The organism is Microcoleus sp. LAD1_D3, from assembly GCF_036702135.1.
In the GTDB taxonomy this organism is placed as follows: Bacteria; Cyanobacteriota; Cyanobacteriia; order Cyanobacteriales; family Microcoleaceae; genus Microcoleus.
Genome location: NZ_JAUBSB010000025.1, coordinates 32,889 through 50,865, shown reverse-complemented (window position 1 = coordinate 50,865; position 17,977 = coordinate 32,889). Strand labels below are relative to the sequence as shown.

The 17,977-nt window shown below is 47.5% G+C and carries 9 protein-coding genes; 6 read left to right on the top strand and 3 right to left on the bottom strand.

Going from position 1 to position 17,977, the window contains the following annotated elements; all coding sequences use genetic code 11:
- The first annotated feature begins 132 nt into the window (after positions 1 to 132).
- The gene (locus tag QUA74_RS15995) at positions 133 to 1,380 is read left to right on the top strand and encodes an MFS transporter (protein ID WP_333330691.1); all 1,248 of its coding nucleotides are present in this window, start codon (positions 133 to 135) and stop codon (positions 1,378 to 1,380) included.
- 205 nt (positions 1,381 to 1,585) lie between these two features.
- Here the strand turns inward: QUA74_RS15995 and QUA74_RS15990 are convergent, their stop codons facing one another.
- Positions 1,586 to 3,796, bottom strand: a complete 2,211-nt coding sequence (locus QUA74_RS15990; RefSeq protein WP_333330689.1) for a Tex family protein — start codon at positions 3,794 to 3,796, stop codon at positions 1,586 to 1,588.
- Positions 3,797 to 3,975: 179 nt separating this feature from the next.
- On the opposite strand from QUA74_RS15990, the gene QUA74_RS15985 reads away from it, so the two are divergent.
- Complete coding sequence (locus tag QUA74_RS15985) at positions 3,976 to 4,779, top strand: Uma2 family endonuclease (RefSeq protein WP_333330686.1); 804 nt, start codon at positions 3,976 to 3,978, stop codon at positions 4,777 to 4,779.
- Between the two features lie 153 nt (positions 4,780 to 4,932).
- Here the strand turns inward: QUA74_RS15985 and QUA74_RS15980 are convergent, their stop codons facing one another.
- Together QUA74_RS15980 and QUA74_RS15975 are read right to left on the bottom strand one after the other, a co-directional pair.
- The gene (locus QUA74_RS15980; protein ID WP_333330683.1) at positions 4,933 to 5,910 is read right to left on the bottom strand and encodes a class II fructose-bisphosphate aldolase; all 978 of its coding nucleotides are present in this window, start codon (positions 5,908 to 5,910) and stop codon (positions 4,933 to 4,935) included.
- Between the two features lie 300 nt (positions 5,911 to 6,210).
- Positions 6,211 to 6,945, bottom strand: a complete 735-nt coding sequence (locus QUA74_RS15975; protein WP_333330680.1) for a phosphoadenylyl-sulfate reductase — start codon at positions 6,943 to 6,945, stop codon at positions 6,211 to 6,213.
- Positions 6,946 to 7,822: 877 nt separating this feature from the next.
- On the opposite strand from QUA74_RS15975, the gene QUA74_RS15970 reads away from it, so the two are divergent.
- The 4 genes from QUA74_RS15970 to QUA74_RS15955 all read left to right on the top strand — a co-directional run bounded on the left by QUA74_RS15970 (position 7,823) and on the right by QUA74_RS15955 (position 17,943).
- A complete protein-coding gene (locus QUA74_RS15970; RefSeq protein ID WP_333048274.1) occupies positions 7,823 to 8,188 on the top strand; it encodes a response regulator in 366 nt (121 codons plus the stop codon).
- A 257-nt stretch (positions 8,189 to 8,445) separates the two neighbouring features.
- On the top strand, positions 8,446 to 8,949 hold the full coding sequence (locus QUA74_RS15965; protein ID WP_333330677.1) for a chemotaxis protein CheW: 504 nt from the start codon (positions 8,446 to 8,448) through the stop codon (positions 8,947 to 8,949).
- Positions 8,950 to 9,039: 90 nt separating this feature from the next.
- Positions 9,040 to 14,832, top strand: coding sequence for a PAS domain S-box protein (locus tag QUA74_RS15960; RefSeq protein WP_333330674.1), 5,793 nt, complete (start codon positions 9,040 to 9,042; stop codon positions 14,830 to 14,832).
- Between the two features lie 258 nt (positions 14,833 to 15,090).
- Positions 15,091 to 17,943, top strand: coding sequence for a hybrid sensor histidine kinase/response regulator (locus QUA74_RS15955; protein ID WP_333330671.1), 2,853 nt, complete (start codon positions 15,091 to 15,093; stop codon positions 17,941 to 17,943).
- Positions 17,944 to 17,977 lie beyond the last annotated feature (34 nt).

Here is a 17,977-nt window from a genome sequence, read left to right as displayed (position 1 = left end):
TCCAGAGTTGAGAAGGTACTCCAAGCTTTTAGCAGGCTAGGGGCTTTGGTTGTTGGCGTTGGGACTCCAGCTAAGTTCTCTCAGATTTTAGTCGTCTGTGAAATGTGATATGAGTTGAAATCTCTTAAATCCATGCCGAAACTCAAAGAATCTTTAAATCACCCCCATACCGAACCAGCCGATTCCGCGATTCGCCTAAAGCAGCATAAAGACCTGTTTTCCTGGCTTTCGATCGCTGCGGGGCTAATTTTTCTACAGGGGTACATGATTGCTCCCCTGATTCCACGTTTGGCTGAAGTTTTTAATGTTCCGGTTCAGGAAATCGGCTTTATCGTTCCAGCCTATATGCTGTCCTATGCACTGATGGCATTATTCTTCGGTCTCCTGTCCGATCGCTTTGGTCGATGGTCTATTATTCGCATCTCGCTTGCTCTTTTTGTCATTTTCACCGCTTTAACTGCCACTGCTCAAAATGCTTCCCAGATGGCAACCTGGCGACTATTAACCGGGATTGGAGCAAGTGGTGTGATTCCCCTTACCTTCGCCTTAATTGGCGATTTATTCCCGTTTGATCAGCGAGGTGCCAAGCTAGGATTGGTGTTTGCAGCAATGGAAGGGGGAATGGCAGCAGGCTCTGCGGGGGGAGCGATTCTTGAGCCATTTGTAGGTTGGCGATCGCTCTTTCTCGGTACTGCTGTGCTTGCTGCTGTTGTGCTTTGGCGGCTTTATCCTTACGGCTCTTTATTTGATACACCAAAAGTCACCAAATTACCGCCTATTCGCCAAATCTTTAGGGGATACAGCCAGATCTTAGCAACCTTTCGGGGAAAGCGTACATATGCTTATGTTCTGTGGAATGGTATCTACCACTCAGGGGTCTATACATGGCTAGGGTTGTATTTATCGCAACGGTACAACATGGATGCCTTGAGCATTGGGTTAAACATTCTTGGGTACGGCATTCCCGGTTTATTGCTGAGTTCTTTCATTGGTCAAGCTGTCGATCGGTGGGGACGGCGTTGGCTCGTTCCAGCAGGGTTGGTCATGGCTGCTGTGGCTGGGATTGCAATGATTTTTGAGATTCCGCCAATGGGAACGACGATCGCAGTTCTTATTTTGTCTTTAGGGTATGACCTGACTCAACCGTTATTTGTCGGAATTGTGACCGATCTCGGAGATGACAACAATTTGGGGCAAACGATGGGACTGAAGGTATTTACTCTCTTTACTGGATTTGGTGTAGGCAGTCTCATATTTGGAGAGCTACTGCGCTTTGGGTTTGAGCCTTCTCTCGCTATCTTTGGTGGCATTCAGTTGATAACTGGTTTGATTGCAGTCCCACTATTCTGGCAGGAAGTCCCCTCTCGATTACGGGGTTAGCGACTGTTGCCCAAACCAATGTTGCATACATTAATACTGCTCAAATCATTGCGCTCACTGTTCTGTTGTAGACCATCTATAGAGCAATACGCTTGGGTTAGCCCTTTCAGACGAATTTCATTTCACGCATTTATGAGAGTTCCAGACTTTTGAAACACTCACCGCGCCTGAAGGCCGGTGAGTATTTCACCTTTCCCCCAAAGTTTCAACGTCGCCGCGGGGCCGGAAGCCTCGCACTATTGCCATTTTGCGGTTGCGGTTTTTCTTGCAACTTCATCGTCAAACTAACCCGCTTTAACTTCTCATTCACCTCCAAAACCCGCACTTTCACAACTTGTCCGACTTTGACAATCTGTTTGGGGTCATCTACGAAGCGATCAGCTAATTGAGAAACGTGAACCAAACCATCTTGGTGCACTCCCACATCAACAAAGGCTCCAAAGTTAGCTACATTCGTGATTATGCCTTCTAATTCCATCCCAACTTGCAAGTCGGAGATTTCTTTGATTCCTGCTTGGAAAGTCGCATATTTAAACTCGGCGCGCGGGTCTCTTCCCGGTTTTTCTAGTTCGGAAATAATGTCTCGCAGTGTTGGTTCACCCACTTTTTCTGTGACATATTTCTTGATGTTTACAGTCTTGATTTTTTCCGATATTTGTGTTATTCCTGTCAGCGGCAAGTCTAAATCCTTGGCGATCGCCTGCACGACAGGATAACTTTCTGGATGAACTGCTGTATTGTCCAGGGGGTTTTCGCCGCCGCGAATGCGGAGAAACCCCGCTGCTTGTTCAAAAGCTTTTGGGCCGAGTTTGGGAACTTTCAGGAGTTGGCGGCGATTTTTAAATGCACCGTTTTCGTTACGGTAATTGACGATATTTTTGGCAACTGTTGCCGTCATTCCTGATACAAATGTCAGCAGTTCTTTGGAGGCTGTGTTTAAGTCAACTCCGACATAATTAACGCAGCTTTCGACTGTTTCGTCGAGTTTCTTTTTGAGCAGTTTTTGGTCAACATCGTGCTGGTATTGACCGACTCCTATTGATTTCGGGTCGATTTTCACGAGCTCGGCGAGGGGGTCTTGCAAGCGCCGTCCAATGCTGACTGCGCCGCGAACGGTGATGTCGAGATCGGGAAATTCGGCGATCGCCACTTCGCTTGCTGAATAAATCGATGCACCGGATTCATTCACCATGACTTTAATGGGTTTTCTTTCCATTTGGGCCAAAACTTCCGAAACAAATTCGTCTGTTTCCCGGGAAGCTGTACCGTTGCCGATCGCGATTAATTCAATTTTATATTTTTCAATTAAATGCTTGACAATTTTACCAGCTTGCTGTCGCTGAGCGGCCGCTTGGTGGGGAAAAATTGCTTGATATTCTAAAAATTGCCCGGTTTCATCGAGGGCGGAAACTTTGCACCCCGTGCGAAATCCCGGATCGATCGCCAGTGTCGGTTTCATTCCCGCCGGCGCCGACAGCAGCAACTCGCGGAGGTTGGTTTCAAAAGTGGCGATGGACTCGATATCAGCGACGGCTTTGTTGTGCGATCGCACTTCTGTAATTAACGAAGTCTTCATCAGTCGGTTGAAGGCATCCTTCAAGGTCGATCGATAAAACTCTTTAACTTCCGGTATCCTAGTTCTAATTTCCTGAGCTTCCAAATAAGCCATCACTGCGGATTCATCAAAAGCCAGTTCCAAATCTAAAACCCCTTCCGTTTCCCCGCGAAACAGCGCTAACATATTATGCGATTGAACGCTTCTCGCTGCAACTTGGTAATTGCGGTACATTTCAAATTTAGTGCTTCCTTCCGGGAAATCATCTTTAATTTTCGAGACAAAGACTCCGGTTTTCATTAAAAACTCTCGCAAATAAGCCCGCAATTCTGCTTTTTCCGAAACCGCTTCCGCCAAAATATCCGCAGCACCTTTTAGAGCTTCTTCTGCTGTTTTCACTCCCTTTTCTTCCGAAATGTATTTACCTGCTTCCGCCTCAAAATCGGCTGGTTTAGCCGTCGGTAAGTTGAGAGTTTTGATAAAATTTGCCAGCGGTTCCAAACCTTTTTCCCTAGCAATTGTCGCTCGCGTCCGCCGCTTGGGTTTGTAAGGCAGATAAAGGTCTTCGAGTTCGTTTTTTTGCAAACACGATTCGATTTTAGCTTGCAGTTCTTCAGTGAGTTTACCCTGAGATCTAATCGTATCTAAAATCGATTTTTTGCGTTCTTCAATTTCCGTCAGATAGGTGAAGCGATCGGAGATGTCCCGCAACTGAATTTCATTCAGCAAATCCGTGCGTTCTTTGCGGTAGCGGGCAATAAACGGAATAGTTGCTCCCTCTGCGAAAAGTTCCAGAGCATTATTGACTTGAGACAGATTAATGGAAAGTTCTTGAGCAATCAGTTGAGGAATGTCGATCATAGTGCAGAATTTCGGAGCAGTCAATTTTAGATTTTAGATTTTAGATTTTAGATTAACTTCACAGACGAGAGGAAGAACAGGGATCATTCCGATTTTGTTAAAATCGTTTTCTAGGAGTGCGACAGTCCCGCACAGCAAAGCCGATATATCTCCCTTATAGCTCTCCGGCTTGCACTCCCGTGAAAGCCTCTTTGGGATGTTCCCGTGATGTTAGCATAAATGCAGTCATTTCTCAATATTATATGTTTCCTTTTAAATATCCTGTGCCGCAAACCGATCCGCCGCGATCGCCCAGAGAAACGCTGCCGACGATGTACGATTTACCGAGCGAAGACCCGGAGGAACCTGGTTTGCCTGACGAATTTCACGATTTGCAGCCGCAGTTGTTGAGCCTGACGTTTCGGCCTCGGAATTATCCAGCTTCTGAGATATTTAGCGGCACCGACATGAACCTTTATTATGACGTGCATCACACTCTGTGGCACAAGCGGCCGGATTGGTTTGGAGTTGTGGGAGTTCCCCGACTTTACGATCGCTCCGAACTGCGGATGAGTTATGTTACTTGGCAGGAAGGCGTGAATCCTTTTGTAATTGTAGAACTGCTTTCGCCGGAAACAGAAAAAGAAGATTTAGGCGAAAATACCGAGGAGGAAAAGTTGCCACCTCAGTCGGGAAACACTGCGGCTAACGGGCAAGTTTTGGAGGCCGAGACGAAGGAGGAACCGCCGAGAAAATGGCAGGTTTACGAGCAAATTTTGCGGGTTCCTGTTTATGCCGTTTTCAGTCGCTATACTAACAAATTGCGAGTGTTTGAATTGAAGGGCGGACACTATCAAGAATTAGAATTGCCCGAGTCGCGAGTGTGGATTGCTGAGCTAAGTTTGGGCTTGGGTTTGTGGCAAGGAGAGTTTCAGGGAATCGATCGACTGTGGTTGCGCTGGTATGATGTTGATGGCAGTTGGATTCTGACTGAAGCGGAATAGGAACGGCAGTGGGCTGAGTCAGCGGAAGCTCAATTGCTGTATTTAATTCGGCTGCTGCGGGAATCTGGCATCGCTCGCGATCGATTTTTAAACGGTTAAAGACGACTAACGTCCTGACTAAAAACTGGTTCGCAGTCAGGACTTGAGTTTTTTTTACTTCACAAGAAGACAGAAAGCCTCACTATACACAGGTTTTAAAATTTGATCAAAACTTGATTGGTTGCGGCTTGTTTGTTCGTTACTGGTACTCTTTGGAGTCAAGTCATCTGCGTAGGGAGATTGATGCAAATAAGCTTTACCGACAGAACCTAAAAGTTGCAGTTTGTCAGAAATGACCGCTTGCATGGCATCAATAGCTTTTTCCATTATTTCCAACAAATCCGGATGTGGCTCAGAAATGTTACTTTTTAACACGTCCATATAAGCTTCGCGAACTTCCGTATTCACATTAAATTTCGATACTCCGAGTTTAATACATTGATGAATCATTGATTCCGGCAAACCGCTAGCCCCGTGCATCACTAACGGCACTGAAACAGCAGCCCGGATTTTTGCCAGACGCGGAAAATCGAGTTTTGGTTGGCTTAAATATTTGCCGTGAACGTTACCAATTGTTACGGCTAAAAAATCCACCTTAGTTTCTTTGATAAACTCTACTGCTGCTACTGGATCGGTCATCCTTGCGGCTTTCTCATCGATTGTCAAACCTTCTTCCCTGCCACTAATTCTGCCGATTTCTGCTTCAACTGCCGCACCGTTAGCGTGGGATAATTTAGTCATTTCCCGGGTAAATATTAAGTTTTGTTCGTAGGGCAAAGGAGAACCGTCTGCCATAATTGATTTGATGCCGGCGGCTAGACCGATGTGAATGTCTTTTTCTGAGGTGCCGTGATCTAAGTGTACTGCGATCGGCACTAAAGATGTGCGGGCTGCTTTGATGCACAGCGCGACTAAAGGCGATTTTCCGTATAGGAGGGCGCTGGGGTGAAGTTGCAGTATAGCAGGACTGTCCAGCGCTTCGGCCGCATTGATGACGGCTTTTACTCCTTCTAGGTTGTAGACGTTAAAAGCGCCGATCGCATAACCCTTCCTCCGGGCCGTGTTCAGCAATTCGCGAGTGGAGACGAGCATAATAGTACCTGCTTTAAAAACTTTTCTGAATGTTGATCATTCTATCAAAGTTCAAGGGCAAGCTCAGCGTAATTGGTGTTTATTTTAATTGCGAATTCTTCGACTAGAATTTATTCTGAATGTCGATCATTTTCTCAAAGTTCAAGGGCAAACTCAACTTAATTTGTGTTTATTTTAATTGCGAATTCTTCGGCTACGATTTATGTGAAGTGCATTTATTCTTGGGTTGGGTAAGGTGCGCCTAGCGCACCCTACTATTTGTTTGGTGCGCTAGGCGCACCTTACTCCTTAAGCGATTTACTATTTTTGTGCGTTACCAGCGTGCAAACCGCACTCTTTTACGGTCGCTTCTTCCCACCACCAGCGACCTTCGCGTTCGTGTTGGTTCGGCAATACCGGCTTCGTACAAGGTTCGCAACCAATGCTTACAAAACCGCGTTCGTGCAACTTGTTGTAAGGTACATCCAAAGCGCGAATGTATTCCCAAACCTCTGCTGAAGACCAGTTTGCTAAGGGGTTAAATTTAATTAATTCATGGTCGGGAGTTGAGAATGCACTGTCAACTTCAATGACCGGGATACCGTTGCGGGTACTGGGACTTTGGTCTTTCCGCTGACCAGTAATCCAAGCATCGAGAGTATTCAGTTTGCGGCGCAGCGGCTTGACTTTCCGCACGCCACAGCATTCTTTGTGGCCGTCTTGATAAAAACTAAACAATCCCTTTTCATCTACTAGGGCTTGTACTTCTGCTGCATCGGGAAACATTACTTCTAATTTAATGCCGTAATGTTTTCTGACTTGCTCCAAAAACTGATAGGTTTCTGAGTGCAATCGTCCGGTGTCTAGGGTGAAAACGCGGAAATTTTTGGTGATTTTTGAGGCAATATCGATCAGAACTACATCTTCAGCCCCGCTGAAAGAAATGGAGATATTGTCAAAATTTTCTAGGGCAAATTTGAGAATGTCTCGCGGTGTTTTTTGACTGTATTCTGCTTCTAGGGCGGCAATGTTGAGATTTCTTTGGATGGCAACCATATTTTCGGGTTTTCGGTGTTCTTTTCCTCTAGCCCTTTATTATAGCCGATCGCCGTCTCTCTCTCACCGACTAATTTGACAATCAAGCAATGTCGTCCGGGGTCCCCGGATTCATCAGTGGGAGCGCTTCTTCAATTCTAAAATCTAAAATCTAAAATCTAAAATCGATTGACCGCATTTTGCAGCAGTCTTTTTGGCTGGGCCCACAATCAAGCTCAAGGATGACGATCGCCTCCTGGTAGTAGTTGTGGTGAACCGAACACTCCTCGACTGGGTAAAATGGGACTGCCCCGCGGTCAATTTATTTTGCCCGAAAATTATAAATTACAGACAATAAAGTTCTTTAAATGTCATTGTTACCATCCTCAAATTGGGCTTCTATTATTAATTAAATAACAGCCCTAACTCAGCAATTTAGTGCTGTTTATTAAGTGAAAAATTTTCTCCTTCCCAGTAGTAAGCGCGCCCTAGCTACTTTTAACTTGCTGTTATTTGCGCCAATTAAATAACTTAACCAGCACCATTTAGGCAAGGCACTGAACTAGATAATTGGGAACAAAACTCAAAAAAATACGTAGAAAATCCCGCTTTGGTACCTCAATCGCTCCTTCTACTAATATCTGTTGGTTTCAACACAGCGAATCACCAATAATCAATTACTAATTGCCGATTAATTTATTCAGAGCGATTCCGTTAGCAAAGTAAATTTTTATCGCTTTTTATCGCTGACAGCTAACCTTCAGCCATACGATCGGCTATATTGTATCTGGAAGTACATTAATTTGTCCGCAAAGCGGTCTAATCTCATCGCCGCCGATCGCGCCAGCTTCTGAATAAACGTAGTCCGCTGTCAATAACAGCCAGGAAGTGTGGAATCATGTCAAAAATTTTAGTAGTGGACGACGTTAAGAGCGAACTAGAAATCATCTGTCGCATTCTTCAAGATGCCGGACTGGATGTGATCCGGGCAGGTGACGGCGAAGAAGCGATCGCCATGATCCGCAAAACCCCTCCGGCTTTGGTCGTTTTAGATGTAGTGATGCCGCGCATGAACGGGTTTGAAGTGATTAGAGAATTGCGGGGCGATCGCGCAACTGCCAAATTGCCCGTAGTATTTTGTACTCATAAAAATACCGAGATCGATAAAGCTTGGGGAACTGATTTAGGGGCTGACGCTTACGTTAGCAAACCCTTTGAACCTCAGCAACTCGTCCACATCGTGCAGCGTCTGCTTTCGGCGTAAACAAAATATAAAGTCATCGGCAGCTTCCCAAAAAACATTATGCCGATAAACCCCGTTTTTTTAATAAACAGGGTTTTTGAACCCCATAAAAGTTTTATGTTTAATGATAGCGACCTGTTTATTTGCCCTACCCGTGATTTATTTAACCGCAACATTTGATGCACCCAAACTGATTTGGAAAAACTCGATCGGCGATCGACTTTAGGGTAACAGCAAAATTTTAATTTGTAAGCTACACTATAAACTAAAAATAAGCCATGAAAATAACGGCTCCCCCCGCTGGGGGGAATCAGACAAGTATAACAAAGCAATTTCTCCTGTTCGGTCAAGGAGGCAGTCTGTTCGGCATAGAATTAGAGGCAGTGCGGGAAGTCCTTTCCCTCAAGGAACAACCGATTTCCCTGGTTCCCAACACCCTGCCATTTTTGCTGGGATTAACCAACTTGCGGGGCGAAATCTTAGCAGTAGCAGACTTCGGACTGTTCGTCGCTATTGAGTCGGTTGACATCTACCACCCAAACAGCCGCATCTTAGTTGTAGAAGCGCCCGATCCACGAGACGTGAGATTGTTGTCGAGAATCCGCGTGGGATTAGCTGTCTCCCGCGTCGAAGGAGTTTTACCTCTCTATCCCGATCGCATTGTCTCAGCACTAGATGTCAGTCCCGACCTAGCTCCATTCTTAAAAGGTCTGTACAATTCCGAAGGACGCTTGCTAATGATTGTCGATGTAGAAGCGATCGCCCATTCCGAACGCTGGTAAAAATCCACCATACACATAAGTCTGCAACGGCTTTGCATCTATAAATTTAACTAACGATCGCCCGCATCCGATTTGCCCATCCTTAATTTTATGATCAAACTTCTCTATACTTGGATCGCAACAACTTTCACCCTGACATTGCCTGACTTGTCCCCATCGCTGGTAGCTGGGGCTGCTAATGTCATCATTTCTGGATGTTACTTTGCGATCGCCTGGCTAATCAGCTTAGGTTTGTGGCGAAACCGTCAATTCGGGTTCGACATCTTCGCCACAGTCACAGCAGCCATATTTTGGACCTGCGCTTTCGGCCACAGTGGCCACGCTGCCGAATACCTAGGACTGCCGCACTCTCCGGTGGTGCAAACTGTGTTCGATTGGATCACTGTAATTGCGGCGATCGCTTTTTTGAGTTTGTCCAACCGCTACGGCTTCTTAGTAGGTTCCACCCGCATCCTTAACGCTAAAAAAGAAACAGAACAAGCGCTGAGCGAAACTACCCAACGATTTCACGCAATCTTCGACCAAGCTTTTCAAGCGATCGCATTATTGGAGCCAGACGGTACTCTGATCGAAGCCAATCAGACAGCGCTAAAATTGCACGATTTGCAAGCATCAGAAGTGCTGGGGATGAAATTTTGGCTGACACCTTGTTGGGCATCATCGACCGCCAACCAGCAGCGCCTAAAAACAAACATTCAACAAGTTTCGGTCGGTAATTTTGTCCGGGAAGAATACGAAATCACCGGAGCTAACAATCAGGTAACAGTAATTGACTTGTCATTTAAGCCGCTGTTAAATGCAACAGGAGAAGTATTTCAAATCCTCGCAGAAGGTCGGGAGATTACCAAGCGTAAACAGGCAGAAGCCGCCTTGCAGCAGCTAACCGCAGAACTAGAGCAGCGAGTGAATGAAAGAACCGAGCAGCTCCTGCAAACTAACACACAATTGGAACAGGAAATTCTTGATCGCACCGCAGTCCAAGAGCAATTAAAAGCCTCAGAACAATTCTTAAATAACATCCTCAACAGCATCCCAGACCCGATTTATGTCAAAGACAAACAGCACCGCTGGTTAATATTAAACGATGCCTTTTGTCAATACCTAGGTCACAGCAGAGAAGAACTAATTGGCAAATCCTACGACCAGTTCTTGCCCAAACAGGAAGCAGAGACATATCGAGAAAAAGACGAATCAGTTTTCTTGACAAATACCAGCACCGAACTTCAAAAAACCATTACAGACCGAGCAGGAAACACCCGCTTTGTCTCCGCCAAAAAATCTACCTTTATAGATGCCGACGGCAGACAATTTCTCGTTTGCGCGATTAGAGATATCACCAACCGCGTGCAAATGGAAGAACAACTGCGACACACACTCGCAGAAGCAGAAAGCTCCCAAAACTTGCTGCGGACAGTCATTGACGCTACGCCAGACTGCATTTTCGTCAAAGATCGAAACTTGCGCTACACCCTAGTCAATGCAGGTTTCGCCGCCGCCTTCGGCAAAACTAAAGCAGAAATTATCGGCAAAGACGACGCAGAAATCGGCATATCGGTCGATCGAATCTTCCCCAACTTCCACGCCCAAACCGATTCCGAGAACCAAATCCAAAACTTCCGGGCCAGCAACCAGGTCGCCCCCGTTTCCAACGACTTAGCGGCCTTAGCCGACGGCAAAGTACACAGCTTCGACACCCAGAAATTGCCCCTCAAAGATGCAGAAGGCAACATTTTAGGAATGCTCGGCTTGGCGCGCGACATCACAGCTCGCCGGAAATCTGAACAAGAACTATTGCGGTTCAAAGCAATTTTAGAAACCACAACAGACTGGGTAGGCATAGCCGACACCCAACAGCGCCCCATTTATCTCAACCGCGCAGCCAGAGAAATGTTGGGAGTTGGCCAAGACGGAGATTTAACCGGAATCAGCATTTCTGACCTGACATCCCCCAAAAGTATCGACACTATGGTGAACGTCGGCATCCCCGCAGCTTGCCGGGACGGGGCCTGGAGTGGCGAGACTGTTTGGCAGAGTTTAGACGGCGAAGAAATACCAGTTTCTCAAGTAATTATTGCTCACAAATCCGAGAACGGAGAAATTGAATTTCTGTCAACGATCTCCCGCAACATTACAGAACGCAAGCGCGCAGAAGAAGCCTTGCAGCAGAACTTGCAAATGCTTGACCTTGCCAGCGACGCCTTGATTGTTCGGGATATGGACGGCACGATTAATTATTGGAGTCAGGGAGCCGAACGGATGTACGGCTGGACAAAAAAAGAAGCCTTGGGGAAACTCACCCATACTCTATTGCACAGCATTTTTCCCCAGCGTTTAGCAGCTATTTCGGCACAGTTAGAAGAGCAGGATTATTGGGAAGGAGAAATAATTCACACCACCAATTATGATACCAAAATCACCGTCTTCAGTCGCTGGAATTTACAGCGAGACGAACAGGGAAAACCCAAAGCAATTTTAGAAACTAACAACGACATCACGGATCGCAAGCAAGCCGAAATCGAAAAGCAAAGATTGATTGCCATCGTAGAAAGCAGCTCGGATTTTATCGGCACGGCAACCATGGAGGGAGAGGCAACATACCTGAATGCCGCGGGACTTAAGCAAGTAGGATTGCAAAATATTGAAGAAGTCAAAAGCAAAAGTATGTATGACTTCTTCTCAGTAGAAGATGCTAAGATTTTCAAAGAAGAAATCGTGCCGGCTACTGTGCGAGACGGTTTTTGGCAGGGTGAATTCCGCTTGAGGAACTTTCAAACCGGCGAAGACTTTCCGGTTGACTTCACCCTATTTACAGTCAAACACCCAGAAACCGACGAGCCTATGGGGTTCGCAACAGTTACTCGCGACATCAGCGATCGCAAACGCGCAGAAGAGATGCTGCGCGATCGCGAAAGACTGTTCCGAGCCATTTTCGACCAATCGTTCCAATTCATAGGTCTGCTCAAACCGGACGGCACCGTTTTGGAAGCCAACCAAACAGCCCTGGCCGCGGCAGGCCTGCGGAGCGAAGAAATAATAGGCACTCCGTTTTCCGAAACCCTGTGGTGGCAGATTTCCCCGGAAACCAAGCAACAGATACAAGAAGCGATCGCCCTCGCCGCGGCGGGCGAGGTAGTCCGTTACGAAGTGGATGTGCTAGTTGCCAACGGTGCAGTGGCTACCGTTGACTTCTCCATCAAACCCATCACCGACGACAGTGGCAAAGTCTTGATGCTAATTCCAGAAGGCCGCGACATCAGCGATCGCAAAGCCCTAGAACGAGAATTAGTTGTGCGTCAAACCCGCTTTGACGCATTTTTCACAGCCGCCCCGGCCTCAATGTGTATTTTTGACGAGCAGTTGCGCTTCGTGCAAGTCAACGAGAAATTAACGGCAACCACCGGCGTCTCAGTTGCCGAACACCTCGGTAAGACGGTGAGGGAAGTTATACCCGAAATGAGCGATACCCAAGAGCCGATGTTGCAGCAGGTTCTCGCCACCAACCAACCGTTGTTAAACCTTGAGGTGTCGGGATCAATCTTCAACGAACCGGGCGTCCTGCGAGATTGGCTGGCGTCATACTTTCCTTTGCCCGGATCTGACGGCAAACCCATCGGTATCGGGGCTGTGGCGATCGAAATTACCGATCGCAAAAAAGCAGAACTAGAGCGCGATCGATTTTTTACCCTTTCCCTAGACTTGCTTTGTATTGCAGATTTTCAAGGCAAATTCAAGCGCGTCAATCCCGCTTGGGTAAAAATCCTCGGCTACAACCTAGAAGAACTGGAAGACCAACCTTTTATCAATTTCGTCCATCCAGACGATCACGAACAAACCGTAGCCGAAACCGGCAAATTATCCAGCGGCGTCGAAACAATCGCTTTTGAAAATCGCTACCGCTGCAAAGACGGTTCCTACAAGTGGCTGTCGTGGAAAGCGCGACCTGAAGCCGAACAAAAGTTCATATATGCAGTGGCTCGCGACATTACCGAGAGCAAACACGCGATGGTGCAACTGGAAAAAACAACAGCCCAATTAGCCAGTTCCGAAGACCAATTTCGGCAGCAAAGCAATCTCTTGGAACTGCTAATAAACAGCATTGGCGACGGCATAATTGCTGCCGACGAAAAAGGCAATTTTCTTTTGTTCAACCCCGCCGCCGAAAATATGTTTGGCAAGGGTGCTACAGATGCTATTCCCAACGAATGGTCGGCAAAATACGGTTTATTCTTGCCCGATACGGTAACTCCCTATCCCCCAGCCGAAATACCTTTAGCGCGCACGGTTCGAGGAGAAGCCGTTGACGAAGTAGACCTTTTCACCCGCCACGCAGGCAAGCCAGAGGGCCTGTGGGTGAAAATTAACGGCCGGCCACTCAAAGACGAAACGGGGGCGCTTAAAGGAGGCGTAGTAGTTTGCCGCAACGTCACCGAACAAAGAGCATCCCAGCAGCAAATGCAGCAGTTGGCCGAGGCACAGGAACGCTTGCTGCAAGAACTCAAAACGCGGCAAAATGCCCTAGACGAATCTGCGATAGTCAGCGAAACTGATCTCCAAGGCATGATTACCTACGTCAACGACCGATTCATTGAAATCTCCGGTTACAGCATAGGAGAACTCCTGCACCGCAACCACCGCCTCGTCAATTCAGGCTACCATCCCCAATCATTTTTTGAAGAAATGTGGGTGACAATTTCTCGCGGTTTGGTGTGGAAAGGGGAAGTTAAAAACCGACGCAAAGATGGCTCGTTTTACTGGGTAGATTCGACGATATCTCCCATTTTTGATACCAGTGGCACAATAGTCAAATATATCGCCATTCGCTTTGACATCACCGAGCGCAAAGAAGCAGAAGAACGACTAGGAAAATTGGCAGCAGAACGCAAAGCTGAAGCTGATTCTTTGACGCAGCAAGTCCTTAAATTGTTGGGAGAAATTAAAGGCGCGGCTCAAGGCGACTTGACAGTTAGGGCGGAAGTGACAAACGACGTTTTAGGTGCTGTCGCCGACTCTTTCAACTTCTTAATCGGTTCTCTGCGGAAAGTGGTAACGGGAATTCAAACTTTAGCTGAACAGGTAACATCTGCCACGGGCGAGTCAATTAACAATACCAGTCAACTCACCCAACAGGCGGAAATTCAAGCAGCAAAAATATCTGCCATCATGCGGGAAATCGAGCGGATTGTGAATTCGATTCGCGACGTGCGAGATGTTTCGGTGCGCGCCGAAACAGTCGCCCAGCAGTCTTCTCACACCGCTGAAGTCGGCGGTATGGCTGTCGATAGAGCTGTCGAAGGCATTAACGGGCTCCGGTTGACGATCGCCTCTACCTCAAAAATGATGAAGCGTTTGGGCGAATCTTCGCAGCAAATTGGCAAAATTGTGACTTCGATTTCTCAACTTGCTTCGCAAACTAATTTATTAGCTCTGAATGCTACTATTGAGGCGGCGCGAGCCGGCGAACAAGGTTTAGGCTTTGCAGTTGTTGCCGAAGAAGTGCGGAAATTAGCAGAAAGATCCGCCGGCGCTACGGAGGAAATCTCGGAAATTGTCGGTACAATTCAAGAAGAAATCAGCCGCGTGATGAAGGCAATGGAATCCGGGACGCTGGAGGTAGTGGAAGGCACTAAGCTGGCAAGCGAAGCTAAAACTCACCTCAATGCCATTATCGAAGTTAGTCGAGAAATGAATGCTTTAGTGCAGAATATTACTATCGCATCTGCCAAGCAAACTGTTTCGGCTGAGGGAATTGCTAACAGTATGCAGCAAGTCAACGAGATTGCGAATACGACCGCACAAAAAGGTGCGGATGTCAAAGCATCTTTGGACGAGTTGTCTGGTTCTCTGGGCCAATTGCAAAAGTCGGTGGCGAATTTCCGCAGTTAGTCAGTTGACGGTTGACGGTTGACGGTTGACTGTTATAGGAATAACTAATAACTATCGTTGTTGCTGGGGCGGGTTGACAAATTTCCTGAATGCGAAGTTATAAATAATCGTGAACCCGCCCCGACAACAATTACAGTTAAAGAACGGGACATATATATAAAAAAACTGCCAACAGACAACAGTTAACTGTCAACAGACAACAGTCAACAGACAACAGTTAACTGTCAACAGACAACAGTCAACAGACAACAGGCTCATATGAATGATCACGATTTAAACGAATTAATAGATGCTTTTACCGCAGAATGCGAAGAGTTTCTTCAGTCAATGGAGACGAATCTGCTGGCGATGGAATCGGCGGGTTTGAAAGAGCGACAAGCGGCAGTTAAAGAAATGTTTCGGGCGGCTCACTCGATTAAAGGTGCGGGTTCGATGTTGGGCTTTCAAAACGTGTCGGTCGCAGCTCACACGCTGGAGGACTGTTTTGTCATTTTGCGCGATCGCACAGACTTGTCGGCTCTGGAACCGACTACTGTGAGTGTTTTGCTCCAGGGGGTGGATGCTCTCAAAAAGATTACGATCGAATCAGTTCAACACTCCGATGTCACAACTCCGGATCAAACGGAAAACTTGGAGGCGATCGCCCAAATTTTCGATCAGTTCCAGGCTAAGTACGGCAAGTCAGAACCGTCGCCCGTCCCCGCAGCCAGCCAATCGCCCGCCCCGGAAACCCTGAAACTGATTTTTGAACATGAAGTGCCGCCACTCTTCAATCGCTTAGAAACCGAACTTTCCCAAGCTTCCGAGGCAGATTTGGCAAAAAGCGTCACCGCCCTCAACCAGGTTTACTACCAACTCTCCGGTTTGGCTGGAATGCTGCAATTGCCGGATTTTGGGAAAGTGGCCGCGCCCCTGAGAGATTTGATCGACTCTCCCAACTTGACTCTAGAACGGTTGCAATCCGAGGGTTGGGCGATCGCCCAAAACTTGCAAACCGCACGCCAACAAATACTGGAAGGAAGGGCGATCGACATCCCCGAAATCTTCCCCTCCCCCACTCCCCCCGACTCCCCCCGACTCCCCGACTCCCCGACATCCCCGGAAATCTCCCCCTCCCCGACTCTCCTCCCCTCTCCCTCTCCCTCCCCGACTCTCCCCGACTCCCCGACTCTCCCAGTCCCCAACCCGCAAAGGCCGACAATCCGGGTAGACTTAGAACGCTTAACTGAATTGGTGAATCTAGTCGGCGAATTAGTCATCAACCGTACAAATTTAGAACTTCAAGAATCCGAACTGCGTGGCGAAGTCAAGCGCATCCGCCGCAGTATCGTAGATTTGAACCAATTCGGCGGTCAGTTGCGAGAAGAATACGACAGACTGAGTTTTGCAGAGTGGAGAGGGGTAAACGGCAACTCTGGATTCGGAAAACTTGCAGCAGCAGAAACAGAATTCCCAATGATTGCTAACGGCAAATCCTCTCCTGCCCATGCTCACTTCGATATCTTAGAGATGGATCGTTATACAGAGTTCCACTCGACAGCCGCAGAAGTCATCGAAACTGCCCAAGCAATTTCTCAATCCGCCACCAAATTAGACACCTTAGCCATCAAATTCGAGCGCAGTACCGACCAACTGCGCCGCATTACCGAACAACTACGCAGCCGCGTCATGCAGTTGCGAGTCGTGAGTTTCAGCCGCGCCGTCGATCACTTGCCCAGAGCGCTCCGGGAGATGTGTCTCACATACGATAAAGAGGTCAACCTGCTGCTAATGGGAAGAGATACCAAAATTGACGAAAGTTTGCTCGATGCTTTGCGCGACCCCTTAATACACTTAGTGAGAAACGCTTTCGACCACGGCATCGAAATGCCCGAAGTTCGGAAAGCAAGCGGCAAGCCGGCCAGCGGTCAAATTGAAATAGAAGCCCGCCACCAAGGCGGCCAAACTATTATTACTGTTGCCGATGACGGCAAAGGCATTGACCCGGAAATCATTCGCCGTAAAATTGTCACAAAGGGTTGGGCTACGGAGGAACAAGCTCAAGAATTTTCCATTGCCGAACTCTACGATTTTCTATTTTGGCCGGATTTCAGCACTACAGAAGGGGTCAGCGACCTTTCGGGGCGGGGAGTTGGGCTCGACGTGGTGCGAACAAATTTGCGGACTGTGCGGGGGACTGTGAAGGTAGACTCTCGCCTGGGAAAAGGTACGAGTTTTATCATTAAACTGCCACTGCTACTGTCGATTACTGATGCTTTGATGGTGAAGACCGATCACAATAAAATAGCAGTGCCGCTGGATGCAGTCGAGGAAATTCTGCACATTAAAGCCTCGGAAGTTCACACCGCCGGCAATCAGCCGATGCTTTGGTGGCGGGAGGAATTTATTCGTTTGGTGAGGATGCAAGATTTGCTCGAATACAGTGTCGTCGGGCCCGATGCCCCCTCTCCTGACCCTTTGACCCAAGACGAAATTCCGGTTCTAGTTTTAGCTTCTACCGAAGGAATGCTGGCGGTGGCCGTGGAACGGCTGATCGGTCAGCAGGAAATTGTGGTTAAACCTTTGCCACCGCCTCTATCCAAGCCTCGTGGGGTTTTGGGGACTACTATTTTGGGGGACGGGCGCGTGGTGAATATTCTGGATGTGGACGATTTGGTGGGCCAACCTGGGGTAAATAGTTCGATCGCCGCTGTCTCCGCTAAAGTGCAGGAGATACCGGCGAGTGCGAGTCAGTCACCGCAGATTTTGGTAGTGGATGATTCCTATACAATTCGCCAGTTGCTGTCTCTGACGCTGACTCGTGCTCGCTACCGGGTGGTACAGGCTAAAGACGGTGTGGATGCCCTCGAAAAGTTGCAAAATGGTCTTGATTGCAGTTTGGCGATCGTGGATATTGAAATGCCCCGGATGGATGGATTTGAATTGTTGCGATCGATCAGATCGACCGAGCGGTTTGCTAAGATTCCCGTAGCCATGCTGACATCCCGTAGCGGGGAAAAACATCGGCAAATGGCAATGGAATTAGGCGCAAATCAATACTTCACCAAACCTTACAGCGAAGCCCAACTTTTACAAGCTATCCCCAAATTAATCCACCAATCAATAATTTAATCCACAATCTCAAATTTCCCATCAAATAATCCCT

Coding starts and splice junctions, on each gene's coding strand:
- QUA74_RS15995 (WP_333330691.1), top strand. CDS start 133: ATGCCGAAACTCAAAGAATCTTTAAATCACCCCCATACCGAACCAGCC.
- QUA74_RS15990 (WP_333330689.1), bottom strand. CDS start 3,796: ATGATCGACATTCCTCAACTGATTGCTCAAGAACTTTCCATTAATCTG.
- QUA74_RS15980 (WP_333330683.1), bottom strand. CDS start 5,910: ATGCTCGTCTCCACTCGCGAATTGCTGAACACGGCCCGGAGGAAGGGT.
- QUA74_RS15975 (WP_333330680.1), bottom strand. CDS start 6,945: ATGGTTGCCATCCAAAGAAATCTCAACATTGCCGCCCTAGAAGCAGAA.
- QUA74_RS15970 (WP_333048274.1), top strand. CDS start 7,823: ATGTCAAAAATTTTAGTAGTGGACGACGTTAAGAGCGAACTAGAAATC.
- QUA74_RS15965 (WP_333330677.1), top strand. CDS start 8,446: ATGAAAATAACGGCTCCCCCCGCTGGGGGGAATCAGACAAGTATAACA.
- QUA74_RS15960 (WP_333330674.1), top strand. CDS start 9,040: ATGATCAAACTTCTCTATACTTGGATCGCAACAACTTTCACCCTGACA.
- QUA74_RS15955 (WP_333330671.1), top strand. CDS start 15,091: ATGAATGATCACGATTTAAACGAATTAATAGATGCTTTTACCGCAGAA.